This is a genomic window from Geobacillus sp. GHH01, assembly GCF_000336445.1.
Lineage (GTDB): Bacteria > Bacillota > Bacilli > Bacillales > Anoxybacillaceae > Geobacillus > Geobacillus zalihae.
Window position 1 is genome coordinate 3,034,209 of sequence record NC_020210.1, and the last position, 13,523, is coordinate 3,047,731.

The window sequence follows — 13,523 nt, forward strand, 5'->3', positions numbered from 1 at the left end:
ATTTGGCAATGAAAATTTTTATGAGATCCGGTTCACAGGCGTCAGCGGCGGCCGTCCTTCGAGCACGGCGATGATATTGTCGCGCGCCAATGTCATCATGGCGCGCCGCGTTTCGTACGTGGCGCTGCCGATATGCGGCAAGGCGACGACGTTCGGAAGCGAAACGAGCGGATGATCGGCCGCGACCGGCTCGTGTTCAAATACATCCAATCCCGCCGCGGCGATCTCCCCGCCGACCAGCGCCTCATACAACGCCTGTTCATCGACGACCGCTCCGCGCGCCGCGTTAATGAAAATCGCGGACTTCTTCATTTGCCGGAACGCCTCGCGGTTGAACAAATGGCGCGTCTCGGAGGTGAGCGGCGTCAAGCAGACGACAAAATCGCTCTCTGAAAGCAAGTCGGCGAACGGACGATAGACGGCGCCAAGCTTCTCTTCCGCCTCCGGACGGCGGGAGCGGTTGTAATACAGAATGTTCATGTCAAACCCCTTCGCCCGTTTCGCCACTGCCTGGCCGATGTTCCCCATGCCGACGATGCCGATCGTTTTATGATGGACATCGGCGCCCGCAAGCAAAAACGGACTCCAGCTTTTCCATTTCCCTTCTTTCAAAAACATAGCCGCTTCGACAAGGCGGCGGGCGGTGGCCAATAAAAGCGCAAACGTCAAATCGGCCGTCGTATCGGTCAATACATCGGGTGTATTGCAAACGAGAATGCCTCGATGGGACGCCGCCGCTACATCAATGTTATCGTAGCCGACGCCCATATTGGCGACGACTCGGAGCGCCGAACCGGCGGACAAGACGTCTTCATCGATCGGATCAGACACCATCGGCAAGATGGCCGTCGCCCGTTTCGCCTTTTCCACGAGCACATCGTGTGGCACGGCCATATCTTCATGGGGCCACATCTCTACTTCAGCGATGGCCAAAAGCGGCGCGACCACGTCCTCGGGCAATTTTCGCGTAATGAATACATACGGCTTCGTCATGGTGCAGCCTCCCGCATCGTTTTTTCTAAATCTTATCACAACTTTGGCCGAAAAAAAACGGGAAGTTGTCCTTAGGGTTTAACGGCAGGGAAGCGGTCGTTTTTTCGTTTAGGCCAAAAAAAAGCGGGAAGCTGTCTTCCCTGCGTTACGCCGGCGGCAGCCACTCGACCGCCGGCAGGCGGATGCGGTTCGAGATGCCGGCGATCTTGGCAAACGCGGCCAAAAATCGTTCATATTCATGCGATCGATCGAGCAAGCGCCGCAACTCCCCCTCCCGCCTTGTCCGTTCGCTCTCATCCACAGCGATATAATATGCCTCGACACATTCAAAATAGGAAAGCGGAAACAACAACCTGGCGTAAACGAGTCTCCAAGCAAACGGCGACAGCGGCGCCGCATGTTCATACTCTTGAAAAAACTGCCGCACCGCCCGCTGACAGCCAAGTCCGCTCTTTTCGTACAAATGGCGCACCCATTCCGCCAAATCGCGGGCGCAATGGTCATACACCCAGTCGGTCGGCAGCTTCGCTTCGATCCCCCCAACCCACTTCGCCTCGGGGAGACGCTCATGGCAAAATGCCGCGTAATCGATGCGCCCTGGTTCTTCGTCAATCTCCGTGTCCGCCACGTATTGCACCGCGTTTTCCGCCAAGCCTAAATAATACGGGAACGATTCGATAAACAGACGATCAAACAGCGACGACGGCCCGGAAGCGAGCTTGCTCGACCAAAACGCCTCCATTTGATCGATCCGCTTCGCCCACAGCTCCCGCCATTGGCCGATGCGCCGGCAGGCGACGATCGGCCATGGACATGTTCTCCCGCATTCATGCATCACCGCCAATTCCCTTCCGAGCGAACGAAAGCGAGCCGCCGGAAGCGGAGCGCGAACGAGCGCCAACGGCTGTCCATTATAGGAAGCGATATACGTTCCGGACGTCGTTTTGACCAGTTCTCCGACGCCGTCCACTCCTTTTGCCCGCAAATAGCGGCTCATTCGCTGGCGCTCTTCCATTTCCGCTTCGCTTTGCCCATCGGCGGGAACGAGCAAAAAACGCTCCTGCCGATGCCAAAAGGCCGCATGCCGTCCGCTTCGCTCCAACCTCTCGACGCGCATGCCATACTGTTCACGCACCCATTCTTCCATCGCCGCGCCTCCTTTTTCCTTTTTGCCGAAACCAGTCATTCCGCTCGTTCCACACCTTCATCTCATCGCCGCCCCATCGATGAGCCGATTCCGCCTCCGCTCCAGCATGAAACGGCCCCATTCACGCGCCTATGCTGATCAGCCAGCGCATGGCCGCGGAAAAAGAGGGCTACTTTTTATATATGACAGCGGGCGCCAAAAAAGCCGATGAGCATTTTTCTTTATATGACGGACTTATTTATGACATGATACATATATATAGAAAACGACTTTCTAAAAGAAACAGGTGAAGTTCATGAGCGAATTCATTATGAACAATCTGGAACAAACGGCTCGGCGCTGGCTTGAGGAACGGGGGGTGACCGTGGAAAAAATTGCGGAGCTCGTTTATTACTTGCAATCAAAATATCATCCCGATTTAACGATGGAGGAGTGCATCGAAAACGTCAACCGCGTCATTTCGAAACGCGAAGTGCAAAATGCGATTCTAACCGGCATCCAATTGGATAAACTCGCCGAAGACGGTCGGCTCGATGAACCGCTGCAGTCGATCATCCGCCGCGATGAAGGGCTGTATGGCGTCGACGAAATTTTGGCGCTGTCAATCGTCAATGTGTACGGATCGATCGGGTTTACGAACTACGGATATATCGATAAGCAAAAACCGGGCATTTTGCAATATTTAAATGATAAATCGACCGGCAAATGCAACACGTTTTTGGACGACATTGTCGGCGCCATCGCCGCAGCGGCGTCAAGCCGCCTGGCGCATCGGGCCGCCAATGCGGAGTAACGCCGGCTCCGCCCATGCGCGCCCTCCATCCGCGCCGAGCAACATGAAACGCCGCCTTGCCTTTTTTGGCAAAGCGGCGTTGTTTACAAGCGGTCAAGCCATTCCAAAAGTGAATCAGCCGTATACGTCGGCATCCGTTCGTAGCGGGCGAGCATTTCTTTTGTCGTAACGCCCGTATGGACTAAAAGCGTATCAATGCCAGCGTTCATGCCGGCTAAAATGTCGGTTTCATAATAGTCGCCGATCATCAGCACGTCCTCCTTCGGGACGCCAAGCACTTTGAGCGCCTGCTCCATAATGATTTTTTCCGGCTTGCCGATAAATGTCGGCTTCACCTGCGTCGATACAGCGACGACCGACGTCAGCGCCCCGTTGCCCGGAAGCAGCCCCCGCTCCGTCGGCAAGGCGATGTCGCCGTTGGTTGAGATGAACATCGCTCCATTTCGGACAGCGAGACAAGCGACAGCGAACTTTTCGTATGTAATTTGCCGGTCAATCCCGATGACGACGACATCCGCATCTTCGCCGGCCAAACGGAATCCTTTGTCCGCCAAGGCGGTTTGGAGCCCTTCTTCACCGATCACATACACGGAAGCATCCGGTTTTTTTTCAAAAATGTAATTCGCCGTCGCCTGGCTTGTCGTAAACACATGCTTCTCCTCGGCCGGCACGCCGAACGAACGCAATTTTTCCGCCACTTGCGCCGGTGTGCGCGACGAATTGTTCGTGACAAACAAATACGGAATGCCACGGCGGTGCAGCTCGTTGACAAACGTACGCGCCTCAGCGATGCATTCGGTGCCGCGGTACATCGTCCCGTCCAAATCAATGAGGTAGCCGTTGTATCGTTTCAATGCATTTGCTCTCCTTTCCCGCCATCAATTGCGAAACGCCGACACCGGGCCGAGCTCGTTTTCAAGGTAAGCGCGCACCGCCTTCGGATACGCCTCCAGCGCCGGCAAATGTTCGTTCAGATCGGCGAGCAATTTCGCGTGATCGACGCGCGCATATTCGTGCACAAGCATTTTCCGATGGGCAATGAACGCTTTCAATCGGTCAGCATCCGCCGGCGAGATCACCTGTTCGTCAGCCAAAATGTCGATGATGTCGTTATAGCTGCCCGGGTCGCGCATAATAAACCCGTCGATCATGGCATTGCCGACGTCCAACACCGCCTCGATGACGATATGAGCGATCCGTTCGAGCGCCAATTGCCGAAGCGGCTCGTCCCATCGCTCCTCGGCCTTGTAACGGTCCAGCATTTGTTCCATGTAGCTGAGCGTTTCTTCCAGTTTTTTGCGATCGACAAAATACATCCGTCATCCCTCCTCGTTCCTTTGTGCGATTTGCTGTCTCCCGTTTTCGCCGCCTGTCTGCTATGATGGACATAGACGAAAAAACAGGAGGGGCTCAAATGATGGGTGAACGGTTTTATTTATACGACGACACCGTCGAAGCGGCCGTCCGCTTCGTCAGCTTTGTCGGCGAGCGGCAGCGGTTTGATTTGGCGCTCATCGAAACGGATCGTTTTTACGGAAAGTGGCTCGTGCTCGACTTGCAAAGCAACCGCTTTGCCATTCTCGGGCGCGACGATTTGGAGGAGCCAGGCTATATCGAGCACGCTTACCAGCTTCATGAACAAGATGCCAACGATTTGCGCGCCTTTTTGGAGGAGTATCTCTCATAACCTTCCTCGGTTTCGGGCATCTTATGAAACAGCCCACGAACGAAGGAAGGTGAGACGAATGGCGGAACGGGAAACATACGCCGATTTTTCCGTCGTCGAGAAACAGCGCAATTTCTTGACCGCTGAAGAGTTCCCAGAAGGGCCGTACGGCTCGCCGCGCCGCGACGACGCGCCGGTCGAAAACAAAAGCACGCCTTGGAAGGAAGGCCAGCGGCATTACAGCGCCTTCAACTACGAGTTTAAATCGTTCCACCAAAACATTCCAAGGCGCGACCCAGCCGCCCACCCGCCGCACGACGATCCGCATCAAAGCGAACAGTTTCCGTACAACGAAGGCGAATGACGAGGCAGCCGCTCGCGGCAAGCGGGCGGCTGCCGTGCTTACCGTTTCACCTTGCGCAGCACAAAATACGCGCAGCCGAAGTTGCAATATTCATACAAATATTCGGACAACGTGCTGATTTTCGTATCGTACGTCGCTTTTTGGTTATGGTCGTCAAAAAACCCGCGCAACCGGAGCTGGTTGTATCCCCAATCCCCGACAATGTAGTCATACTTCGCCAAAATGTCCGCATATCGGGCGCGAAAGGCTTCTTCATTAAAGGCGTTTTTCACATTTTCCACCAGTTCGTAACAATGATTGTTAATGCAAATCACTGTTCTCACCTCGCCTTTCCACTTCCATCATAAACGATGCATCGCCCCCAATCAATTACTGTCATCAAACCATCATCCGTGTGCCACCCTAAAAGCGAAGGGGGTGCTGACGATGAGACAACCATGGTTGGCCGTTATGTTCGGAGCGGCCGTCGCCCTAGCCGGCTGCGCACAGACGGCCGAGGACGAAAACACCGATATTTACAAGCGGAGCGGCAACACGATCAATGTCACCGACCGCAACGAGCTGTACAATGAAAACGGGGTGCCCAACGGCGATGACACGCCGATGAACAACTTCGGCTACGTCCGCCATCAAAAAAGCCCGATCCTCGGCGATGCAAACGGCTATAACGACATGCCGTCCTTCAACCGCGAGAAAGCGGCTGATTTAATCAGCAAATTGTGCACCCAGCTACCGGGCGTCAAAGACGTCGCCACGCTCGTCACGGATGAGGAAGTGCTCGTCGTGTATGACGCGGACACGAACAATCGGCAGCAAACGGCCGATCAAGTGAAAAAAACAGCGCTTTCCGTCGTTCCACGCTACTACCATGTGTATGTCGCCGACAATCCGCAGCTGATGAAGGACATTGAGCGCTTCGGGCGCCTTGATTCGAACACGCGCAACATCGACCAAATTCTCGATGCGACGATTCAGCGGATGTTGAAATATCCGCAAGGGAAAAAACTGAGCGACGGGGAAAATGAAAACGGCGAAATGATCAACGAAACAAACGATGAATTAGACCGCGATTTCCGCGACGGCACGCCGCGGGCGACGAAAGCGGGGCGCTAGGGAAAAGAAACGGTCTGCCTTCTTGATGAAAGGCATGACCGTTTCTTCGCGTTCATCCGGCCGGGATGATGCTTTCAGCCGCTGAAACAACGCTTGCTTTCGCGCCGTTCGTTGGATGTTACGCTTTCAACTGCCGCGCTTTCGCCGCCTCGCTCACCTGCTCATCGGCATGGTACGACGAGCGGACGAGCGGCCCCGCTTCACAATGGCTGAACCCTTTGCTCAACGCGATTTCTTTCAGCTCTTGAAACTCATCCGGATGGTAATATTTTACGACCTTCAAATGTTTTTTCGTCGGCTGCAAATACTGGCCGATCGTCAAAATGTCGACATGGTTGGCGCGCAAGTCATCCATCGCTTCCATGATTTCCTCTTTCGTTTCCCCAAGGCCGACCATGATGCTCGATTTCGTCGGAATGTCCGGCTGCAATTCTTTCGCGCGCCGCAAAAACTCAAGCGAACGTTCGTACGTCGCGCGGGCGCGCACCCTTGGAGTCAAGCGGCGCACCGTTTCGATGTTATGGTTTAAAATGTCAGGGCGGGCATCCATCAAAATTTTCAAGTTTTCATACACCCCGCCCATATCCGACGGCAGCACCTCGATCGTCGTAAACGGGTTTTTCCGGCGGATGGCGCGCACTGTTTCGGCGAATACCGCCGCCCCGCCGTCTTTTAGGTCATCGCGGGCGACGGCGGTGACGACGACGTGTTTCAAGTTCATGATGCGCACCGATTCCGCGACGCGTTCCGGCTCCTGCCAATCGAGCTCGGTCGGCAGCCCGGTTTTGACGGCGCAAAAGCGGCAGGCGCGCGTGCAGACGCTGCCTAAAATCATAAACGTCGCCGTCCGCCGTACGGCCCAGCATTCGTGAATGTTTGGGCACTTCGCTTCCTCGCAAACGGTATGTAAACGGTTTTCCCGCATCAGCTTCTTTAAACCGATATAATTCTCGTTCGTGTTCAACTTGATTTTCAACCAGTCCGGCTTGCGGACGTGTTCTTCTTTCGTCGCCATCGTTCTCACTCCACTTGTCGATGATTGTTCATTTCTCATTATAATGAAAAGCGCAGGAAAACACAAAAAAATCGTCCATCAGACGATTTTCCTCCTTTTAACATTTATGAAATTCCCGTTTCTCCCCAAACTAAACATATGAAACGGGCGGAAAGGGGGAATACGCGTGCATCGATGGCTTGCCGCCATATCGGCGGCAGCGATGCTGTGGATCGCCGCCGGCGCGGCTTCGGCGGCGGAACAGGAAGAAGCGGTGTATGAAAAGCGAATGGAGCTGTACAAAAAGGCCGAGGCCGTTTCCTTGATCCCGTGGTATTACTTTGCGGCCATTGACCAGTATGAGCGAAACGTCCGGCAAGTGCGCCGCGACTTGCCCAAACCGACCGGCGTTCTCGGCATTTATATGAAGCCGGAAATATGGGCCGGGCCGCTGAACAAAAACCCGCATGATACAGACCTGTTCACCATCTCCCAGTTTGGAGGCCTCGGCGTGGACGGAGACGGCGACGGCTATGCGCGGGCGGATGACGATGACGATGTGATCATGGCCATGGCCCGCTATTTGCAGACGTACGGCATCGATCACCGCCATATCAAAATCGCGCTTTGGAACTATTACCAACGCGCCAAAACCGTCGACTTGATTTTAGGAAAGGCGAGAATTTATAAAAAGTATCAGACGTTGAAATTGGACAACCACGTGTTTCCGCTTCCGCTAGGGGCCAATTACAGCTACCGCGATACATGGGGGGATGCGCGCGGCTGGGGCGGGCGGCGCATTCATGAAGGAACCGACATTTTCGCCGGCTACGGCGTTCCGGTGCGCTCGACGTGCTATGGCATCGTCGAGCTGAAAGGGTGGAACAAATACGGCGGCTGGCGCATCGGCATCCGCGACATCAACAACACGTACCATTACTTTGCCCATTTGAACGGCTTCGCCGCCGATCTTCGCGAGGGGCAAATCGTCGAGCCGGGGACGATCATCGGTTCAGTCGGCAGCTCTGGCTACGGTCCGCCCGGCACGGCGGGGAAATTTCCGCCCCATCTTCACTACGGCATGTACAAAGACAACGGCTATACCGAATGGGCGTTTGACCCGTACCCGCACCTAAAAGCATGGGAGCGGGCCGAGCGGCAACAACGGCGCCGCTAGCCGCGCGGGGGCTGGCGCGACGGGGGTCTCTCCGCCAACGCCAGCCGCCCAAATAAGCGGCATGTTTTTTCAAGAGCAGAGACGTCCCGGACGCCGATGTTTCCCGTCCGTCCATCCCAGCCGGCGTTCGCCGGCCGAAACGGTCAAGAAAAATAGGGTGTCCCAAAAGGATGGGGACGCCCTCTTCCGTCTCCATATATGCGTGCTGACCGCTTCTTTATGTTGTGCCTATCTTAAAGACAAACGGCCTTTTGGGTCAGCCTCTTTTTTTCCACGGCAGCACAACCGTCCTAAACCGCTTTCCGCTGACGTTCTTCCGCCTATCGCTTCTCAACGCCCACCCAAATACGCCTGCTTCACCTGCTCGCTCGCCTGCAGCTCGCTCGCCGTTCCCGACAAGACGACGCGCCCCGATTCAAGGACATAGGCGCGATGGGCGATGGAGAGCGCCATATGGGCGTTTTGTTCGACAAGCAAAATCGTCGTCCCCGACTCGTTGATTTCCTGAATGATGCGGAAAATCGTTTTGACCAAAAGCGGCGCGAGCCCCATCGACGGTTCGTCAAGCAAGAGCAGCTTCGGGCGCGCCATGAGCGCGCGGCCGATGGCGAGCATTTGCTGCTCGCCGCCCGAAAGCGTGCCGGCCAGCTGCTTGCGCCGCTCCTCAAGGCGCGGGAACAGCTGAAAGACTTTGGCAAAGTCTTGTTGAATGCCGTCTTTGTCTTTGCGCAAAAACGCGCCGAGCTCCAAGTTTTCCTCGACCGTCATATTGGCGAACACGCGCCGCCCTTCCGGCACGTGGGAAATGCCTTGCTTGACGATCGTCTGCGCCGCCTTGCCGGCGATCGAGGCTCCCTCATACACGATGTCGCCGTTTTTCGGCCTAAGCAGCCCGGAAATGGTTTTCAGAAGCGTCGTTTTGCCGGCGCCGTTTGCGCCGATCAGCGTGACGATCTCGCCTTTGTTCACCTCAAGCGATACGCCTTTTAAGGCATGAATGTTGCCGTAAAACACATCGATTCCATCCACTTTCAACATGGTCACGACACCTCCTCGCCAAGGTAAGCCTCGATCACTTTCGGGTTGCTGCGCACTTGTTCCGGCGTGCCTTCGGCGATCAGCTGGCCGTGATCCAACACGTAAATGCGCTCGCATATGCCCATCACAAGCGACATGTCATGCTCAATCAACAAAATCGTCAACGCAAACCGTTCGCGAATGAACGCAATCAACTTCATCAATTCTTTCGTTTCTTGCGGGTTCATGCCGGCGGCCGGCTCGTCAAGCAAAAGCACTTTTGGCTGCGCCGCCAGCGCCCGAGCGATCTCAAGCCGGCGCTGCTGGCCGTACGGCAAGTTTTTCGCCTTCTCGTGCATGACGCCGTCAAGCTGAAAAATTTTCAAAAACTCGATCGCCTTTTCTTCCATTTCCTTTTCACCGCGGAAATGGGACGGGAGGCGGAGAATGGAGCTCGCGATCGAATGGCGGGCGTGCGCATGGTAGGCGACTTTCACGTTGTCGAGCACCGACAGCTCGCCGAACAGGCGAATGTTTTGAAACGTCCGGCTGATCCCTTTGCGCGTAATTTTATACGGCGGCAGTCCGTTCAACGTCTCGCCGTCAAGCATAATCCGCCCGTCAGTCGGCACATACACGCCCGTCAATAAGTTAAACAGCGTCGTTTTCCCCGCGCCGTTCGGGCCGATGAGCCCGACAAGCTCCCCTTGATGCAGCTCCATCGTCACACCGGAGAGCGCCTTCAGCCCGCCAAACTGGATGCCGACGTTTTCTGCCTTAAGCAACGGTGTTTTTGCCGCCATGATTCATTCCTCCCTGCGCTGCCTTCCGCCATTTGAAGAGCGAAGATAGTTCTTTCGTCCCCATCAGCCCGGTTGGACGGTACAGCATCACCAAAATCAAGACGATGCTGTAAATGATCATCCGCGTTTCCGGATAGTTTTGCAAGAACGTCGAAACGATCGTCAGCAGCACCGCCGCCACCACCGCGCCGGATAGGCTGCCGAGCCCGCCGAGCACGACGAAAATCAAGATGTCGAACGATTTCAGGAAGCCAAAGTTCGACGGCTGAATGATGTAAAAGTGATGCGCGTACAGCGCTCCGGCGATGCCGGCGAAAAACGAACCGATCGCAAACGCCGCCACTTTGTAATACGTCGTGTTGATCCCCATGGCATCGGCGGCGATTTCATCTTCGCGGATCGAGATGCACGCCCGCCCGTGCGTCGAGTTCGTGAAGTTGGCGATCACCAAAATGGTGGCAAACAAGCAGGCGAACACCCATGGCCATGTCGTCATATGCGTCACCGTCATGCCGCTCGCCCCGCCGACGTAATCGATGTTCAAGAGCGCAATGCGGACAATTTCGCCAAAGCCGAGCGTGGCGATCGCCAAGTAATCGCCTTTTAAACGCAGGCTCGGCACGCCGATGATGAGGCCGGCGAGCGCCGCCGCCACCCCAGCGGTCAAGACGCCGACCGCAAACGGCAGCTGCAGCTTCATCGTCATAATCGCGGAGGCATAGGCGCCAACGGCGAAAAAGCCGGCATGTCCAATCGAAAACTGTCCGGTGATGCCGATGATCAAGTGAAGGCTCGCAGCCAGCATGACGTTGATCGCCATGAAAAAGAGCGTGTTGACGTAAAACACATTGAGCGTCCCGCTTGCAATCAGCCACTCGACAACAGCGAAAAAGGCGAAGGCCAGTATGACGGAAACCCAAAATCCACGAGTCCGCTTCCAAGTTGCCATTGTTCCCTACCATCCTTTACACTTTTTCTCGTACGTTCTTGCCAAACAATCCGGCCGGCCGGAAAATGAGGATGAGAATTAAAATGACAAACGCCGCTCCGTCGCGCCAAAGCGAATACCCAAGCCCGCTGACGAGCGATTCGATGACGCCAAGCAAAAGCCCCCCGACCATCGCTCCCGGAATGATGCCGATTCCGCCCAACACGGCGGCGACAAACGCTTTTAATCCGGGAAGAATGCCCATCAATGGCTCGATTTTTGTATAATAAATGCCGAAAATAACGCCTGCCGCCCCCGCAAGCGCCGAACCGATGGCGAACGTGGCCGAAATCGTATTGTCGACATTAATCCCCATCAACCGGGCCGCTTCCGCATCATGAGAGACGGCGCGCATCGCTTTCCCGATTTTTGTCCGGTGAACAATGAACTGAAGAAGGACCATCAAAACGAGGGACGTGCCGAGGATGAACAGCGACTGGCTGCTGATGACAATCCCAAACAGCTCCAAGTTCCGATCCGGAAGCAATGTGCTCGGATACGCTTCCGGCTGAGCCCCGCGCAAATAAATCGTGACGTACTCAATCAAGAGCGATACGCCGATCGCCGTAATAAGCACCGCGATGCGTGCCGCATTGCGCAGCGGCTTGTAGGCAATCCGCTCGATGATCATCCCAAGCACGGCGCAAGAGGCCATCGCCAGCAACAGCGCCGGAACAAAGCCGACGTGAAGCATCGTCACAGCGTAAAAACCGACGAATGAACCAATCATAAAGACGTCGCCATGGGCGAAGTTAATGAGGCGGACGATGCCGTACACCATCGTATAGCCAAGCGCGATGAGCGCATAAATGCTGCCTAGCGAAATGCCGTTGACCAGCTGTTGAATGAGTTCCATGATCGCACGCTCCTTAACGAAAACTCGTCGTTGACCAAAAGAAATGCCGGATGGGAGGGCGCCCCTTAGGGGCCTCCCCCGTCCATGCATCCATCCAGCCTTTCATTACGGATTCACTTTCGTTTTGAATTGCTGCTGCCCGTCTTTGTATTCCAAAATAATAGCCGATTTGACAGGATTGTGGTTTTGATCGACCGTAAATGTTCCAGTGACAAGCTGCAAATCTTTCGTTTGCGCCAGCGCGTCTTTAATTTTCACCGGATCGGCGCTGCCGGCCCGCTTAATGGCATCGGCCAGGAAGTAGGCTGTATCATAGCCAAGCGCGTTGAACGCATCCGGCGCTTTATTGTATTTCGCTTTAAAGGCTTTCACAAACTCTTGAATTTTCGGATCCGGGTCGCCCGACGAATAATGGTTCGTAATGTACGTGTTGTTCAACGCGTCTTTGCCCGCGATCTCGACCAGCTTCGGCGAATCCCAGCCGTCGCCGCCCATGATCGGCACGTTCAAGCCAAGCTCGCGCGCCTGCTTGACGATGAGGCCGACTTCTTCATAATAGCCCGGCAGGAAAATGAATTCCGGATTTTTGGATTTAATGCGCGTCAGCGTCGCACGGAAATCAGTGTCTTTCGCAACATACGCTTCTTCAGAGACGATTTGGCCGCCGCCAGCTGTAAATGTGTCTTTAAATGAAGCCGCCAGCCCTTTCGAATAATCGCTCGCGCTGTCGATCAAAACGGCCGCTTTTTTTACTTTTAATTCGTTTAACGCAAATTTGGCCGCCACCGTTCCCTGGAACGGGTCGATAAAGCACGTCCGGAAGACGAACTCGTTCACTTTGCCATCTTTGACGGTCACCGTTTCGCTCGTCCCAGACGGTGTAATAATCGGAACTTTATTGTCATTGGCAATTTGCACTTGAGCGAGCGTGTTCGTGCTCGTCGCCGACCCGATAATGGCAGCGACTTTATCTTGACTGATCAGCTTGATGGCGCCGTTTGTCGCTTCGGCCGCTTCCGATTTGTTGTCTACTTTGACAAGCTCCAACTTTTTGCCGTTGATTCCTTCTTTGTTGATTTCCTCAAACGCCAGCTCTACTCCTTCGGCGATCGACTGTCCATACGAAGCGACCCCGCCGGAGAGCTCAAGGTTGGCGCCGATTTTAATCACATCGCCGCCCCCGCCTCCGCCGCCGTTTCCGCCTGAAGAACTGCCGCCTTGCTGGTTGCCGCCGCAACCGGCCAAAAGACCTGCCGTCAGCATCAATGAGAAAAAGACACCTGCTGCTCTTTTTTTCTTCATTTCTTGTTCCCCCCATTGTTCAAAATGTTCTGTCACCAGAGCGCACACCTTTCTCTGCATACTATATCGACAGAGCCCGTCTGCCTTGTGCGCTCGTCCGCCGCGCCGGATGGCGCCGCAAACTGATGCATGCCTTCCGATGCCGGCCGTTCATTCCCCCTTTCAAACTGCTATGTAAATAATAAAACTATTTTCAATTTAATATAATATTACAAAATTCGAACCAACTCGTCTAGTTGTTTTCTATTTGAAAAACAAAAAAAGCTGTTTCCTCTTGACAAACGCCAGAGAAACAGCCAAAGCCCCTTCG

Annotated in this window: 16 protein-coding genes; 5 read left to right on the forward strand and 11 right to left on the reverse strand. The window is 54.9% G+C overall.

Going from position 1 to position 13,523, the window contains the following annotated elements:
- Positions 1-18 precede the first annotated feature (18 nt).
- On the reverse strand, positions 19-993 hold the full coding sequence (locus GHH_RS15005) for a D-glycerate dehydrogenase (RefSeq protein ID WP_015375729.1): 975 nt from the start codon (positions 991-993) through the stop codon (positions 19-21).
- A 145-nt stretch (positions 994-1,138) separates the two neighbouring features.
- Positions 1,139-2,140 (reverse strand): spore coat putative kinase YutH, encoded by a 1,002-nt coding sequence (yutH, locus tag GHH_RS15010; protein ID WP_014196663.1) that lies wholly within the window; start codon positions 2,138-2,140, stop codon positions 1,139-1,141.
- A 295-nt stretch (positions 2,141-2,435) separates the two neighbouring features.
- Between yutH and GHH_RS15015 the strand changes: the two genes are divergently transcribed.
- Positions 2,436-2,933 carry a phosphatidylglycerophosphatase A gene (locus GHH_RS15015; protein WP_011232437.1) on the forward strand — a complete coding sequence of 166 codons (498 nt, stop codon included), beginning with the start codon at positions 2,436-2,438 and terminating at the stop codon, positions 2,931-2,933.
- A gap of 83 nt (positions 2,934-3,016) precedes the next feature.
- On the opposite strand, the gene GHH_RS15020 is transcribed toward GHH_RS15015, so the two are convergent.
- Both GHH_RS15020 and GHH_RS15025 read right to left on the reverse strand, forming a co-directional pair.
- Positions 3,017-3,787 (reverse strand): TIGR01457 family HAD-type hydrolase, encoded by a 771-nt coding sequence (locus GHH_RS15020; RefSeq protein WP_011232438.1) that lies wholly within the window; start codon positions 3,785-3,787, stop codon positions 3,017-3,019.
- A 24-nt stretch (positions 3,788-3,811) separates the two neighbouring features.
- Positions 3,812-4,249, reverse strand: a complete 438-nt coding sequence (locus GHH_RS15025) for a DUF86 domain-containing protein (protein ID WP_011232439.1) — start codon at positions 4,247-4,249, stop codon at positions 3,812-3,814.
- Between the two features lie 98 nt (positions 4,250-4,347).
- On the opposite strand from GHH_RS15025, the gene GHH_RS15030 reads away from it, so the two are divergent.
- Entirely contained in the window at positions 4,348-4,620 is a 273-nt protein-coding gene (locus GHH_RS15030) for a DUF3055 domain-containing protein (protein ID WP_011232440.1), read from the forward strand.
- A 58-nt stretch (positions 4,621-4,678) separates the two neighbouring features.
- Positions 4,679-4,963 (forward strand): hypothetical protein, encoded by a 285-nt coding sequence (locus GHH_RS15035; protein ID WP_013144327.1) that lies wholly within the window; start codon positions 4,679-4,681, stop codon positions 4,961-4,963.
- Positions 4,964-5,001: 38 nt separating this feature from the next.
- On the opposite strand, the gene GHH_RS15040 is transcribed toward GHH_RS15035, so the two are convergent.
- Positions 5,002-5,277, reverse strand: coding sequence for a YutD family protein (locus tag GHH_RS15040; RefSeq protein ID WP_013144326.1), 276 nt, complete (start codon positions 5,275-5,277; stop codon positions 5,002-5,004).
- A 112-nt stretch (positions 5,278-5,389) separates the two neighbouring features.
- On the opposite strand from GHH_RS15040, the gene GHH_RS15045 reads away from it, so the two are divergent.
- The gene (locus GHH_RS15045; protein ID WP_015375730.1) at positions 5,390-6,076 is read left to right on the forward strand and encodes a YhcN/YlaJ family sporulation lipoprotein; all 687 of its coding nucleotides are present in this window, start codon (positions 5,390-5,392) and stop codon (positions 6,074-6,076) included.
- Positions 6,077-6,194: 118 nt separating this feature from the next.
- On the opposite strand, the gene lipA is transcribed toward GHH_RS15045, so the two are convergent.
- A complete protein-coding gene (lipA, locus tag GHH_RS15050) occupies positions 6,195-7,091 on the reverse strand; it encodes a lipoyl synthase (protein WP_015375731.1) in 897 nt (298 codons plus the stop codon).
- A gap of 166 nt (positions 7,092-7,257) precedes the next feature.
- Here lipA and GHH_RS15055 point away from each other — a divergent pair, with 166 nt between their 5' ends.
- Positions 7,258-8,247: a M23 family metallopeptidase gene (locus GHH_RS15055; RefSeq protein ID WP_015375732.1), complete on the forward strand. Its 990-nt coding sequence runs from the start codon at positions 7,258-7,260 to the stop codon at positions 8,245-8,247.
- A gap of 330 nt (positions 8,248-8,577) precedes the next feature.
- Here the strand turns inward: GHH_RS15055 and GHH_RS15060 are convergent, their stop codons facing one another.
- The 5 genes from GHH_RS15060 to GHH_RS15080 all read right to left on the reverse strand — a co-directional run bounded on the left by GHH_RS15060 (position 8,578) and on the right by GHH_RS15080 (position 13,213).
- Positions 8,578-9,285, reverse strand: a complete 708-nt coding sequence (locus GHH_RS15060) for an ABC transporter ATP-binding protein (RefSeq protein WP_015375733.1) — start codon at positions 9,283-9,285, stop codon at positions 8,578-8,580.
- 2 nt (positions 9,286-9,287) lie between these two features.
- Entirely contained in the window at positions 9,288-10,067 is a 780-nt protein-coding gene (locus tag GHH_RS15065; RefSeq protein ID WP_015375734.1) for an ABC transporter ATP-binding protein, read from the reverse strand.
- Positions 10,042-11,016, reverse strand: a complete 975-nt coding sequence (locus GHH_RS15070) for a branched-chain amino acid ABC transporter permease (RefSeq protein WP_015375735.1) — start codon at positions 11,014-11,016, stop codon at positions 10,042-10,044. The genes GHH_RS15065 and GHH_RS15070 overlap by 26 nt, the downstream gene beginning before the upstream one ends.
- Before the next feature lie 16 nt (positions 11,017-11,032).
- A complete protein-coding gene (locus GHH_RS15075; protein WP_015375736.1) occupies positions 11,033-11,911 on the reverse strand; it encodes a branched-chain amino acid ABC transporter permease in 879 nt (292 codons plus the stop codon).
- Between the two features lie 105 nt (positions 11,912-12,016).
- Positions 12,017-13,213 carry an ABC transporter substrate-binding protein gene (locus tag GHH_RS15080; protein WP_015375737.1) on the reverse strand — a complete coding sequence of 399 codons (1,197 nt, stop codon included), beginning with the start codon at positions 13,211-13,213 and terminating at the stop codon, positions 12,017-12,019.
- Positions 13,214-13,523 lie beyond the last annotated feature (310 nt).

Bases quoted from the DNA above. Each gene is read 5' to 3' on its own strand.
- GHH_RS15005 (WP_015375729.1), bottom strand. From the start codon at position 993: ATGACGAAGCCGTATGTATTCATTACGCGAAAATTGCCCGAGGACGTG.
- yutH (WP_014196663.1), bottom strand. From the start codon at position 2,140: ATGGAAGAATGGGTGCGTGAACAGTATGGCATGCGCGTCGAGAGGTTG.
- GHH_RS15015 (WP_011232437.1), top strand. From the start codon at position 2,436: ATGAGCGAATTCATTATGAACAATCTGGAACAAACGGCTCGGCGCTGG.
- GHH_RS15025 (WP_011232439.1), bottom strand. From the start codon at position 4,249: ATGTATTTTGTCGATCGCAAAAAACTGGAAGAAACGCTCAGCTACATG.
- GHH_RS15030 (WP_011232440.1), top strand. From the start codon at position 4,348: ATGATGGGTGAACGGTTTTATTTATACGACGACACCGTCGAAGCGGCC.
- GHH_RS15035 (WP_013144327.1), top strand. From the start codon at position 4,679: ATGGCGGAACGGGAAACATACGCCGATTTTTCCGTCGTCGAGAAACAG.
- GHH_RS15045 (WP_015375730.1), top strand. From the start codon at position 5,390: ATGAGACAACCATGGTTGGCCGTTATGTTCGGAGCGGCCGTCGCCCTA.
- lipA (WP_015375731.1), bottom strand. From the start codon at position 7,091: ATGGCGACGAAAGAAGAACACGTCCGCAAGCCGGACTGGTTGAAAATC.
- GHH_RS15060 (WP_015375733.1), bottom strand. From the start codon at position 9,285: ATGTTGAAAGTGGATGGAATCGATGTGTTTTACGGCAACATTCATGCC.
- GHH_RS15065 (WP_015375734.1), bottom strand. From the start codon at position 10,067: ATGGCGGCAAAAACACCGTTGCTTAAGGCAGAAAACGTCGGCATCCAG.
- GHH_RS15070 (WP_015375735.1), bottom strand. From the start codon at position 11,016: ATGGCAACTTGGAAGCGGACTCGTGGATTTTGGGTTTCCGTCATACTG.
- GHH_RS15075 (WP_015375736.1), bottom strand. From the start codon at position 11,911: ATGGAACTCATTCAACAGCTGGTCAACGGCATTTCGCTAGGCAGCATT.
- GHH_RS15080 (WP_015375737.1), bottom strand. From the start codon at position 13,213: ATGAAGAAAAAAAGAGCAGCAGGTGTCTTTTTCTCATTGATGCTGACG.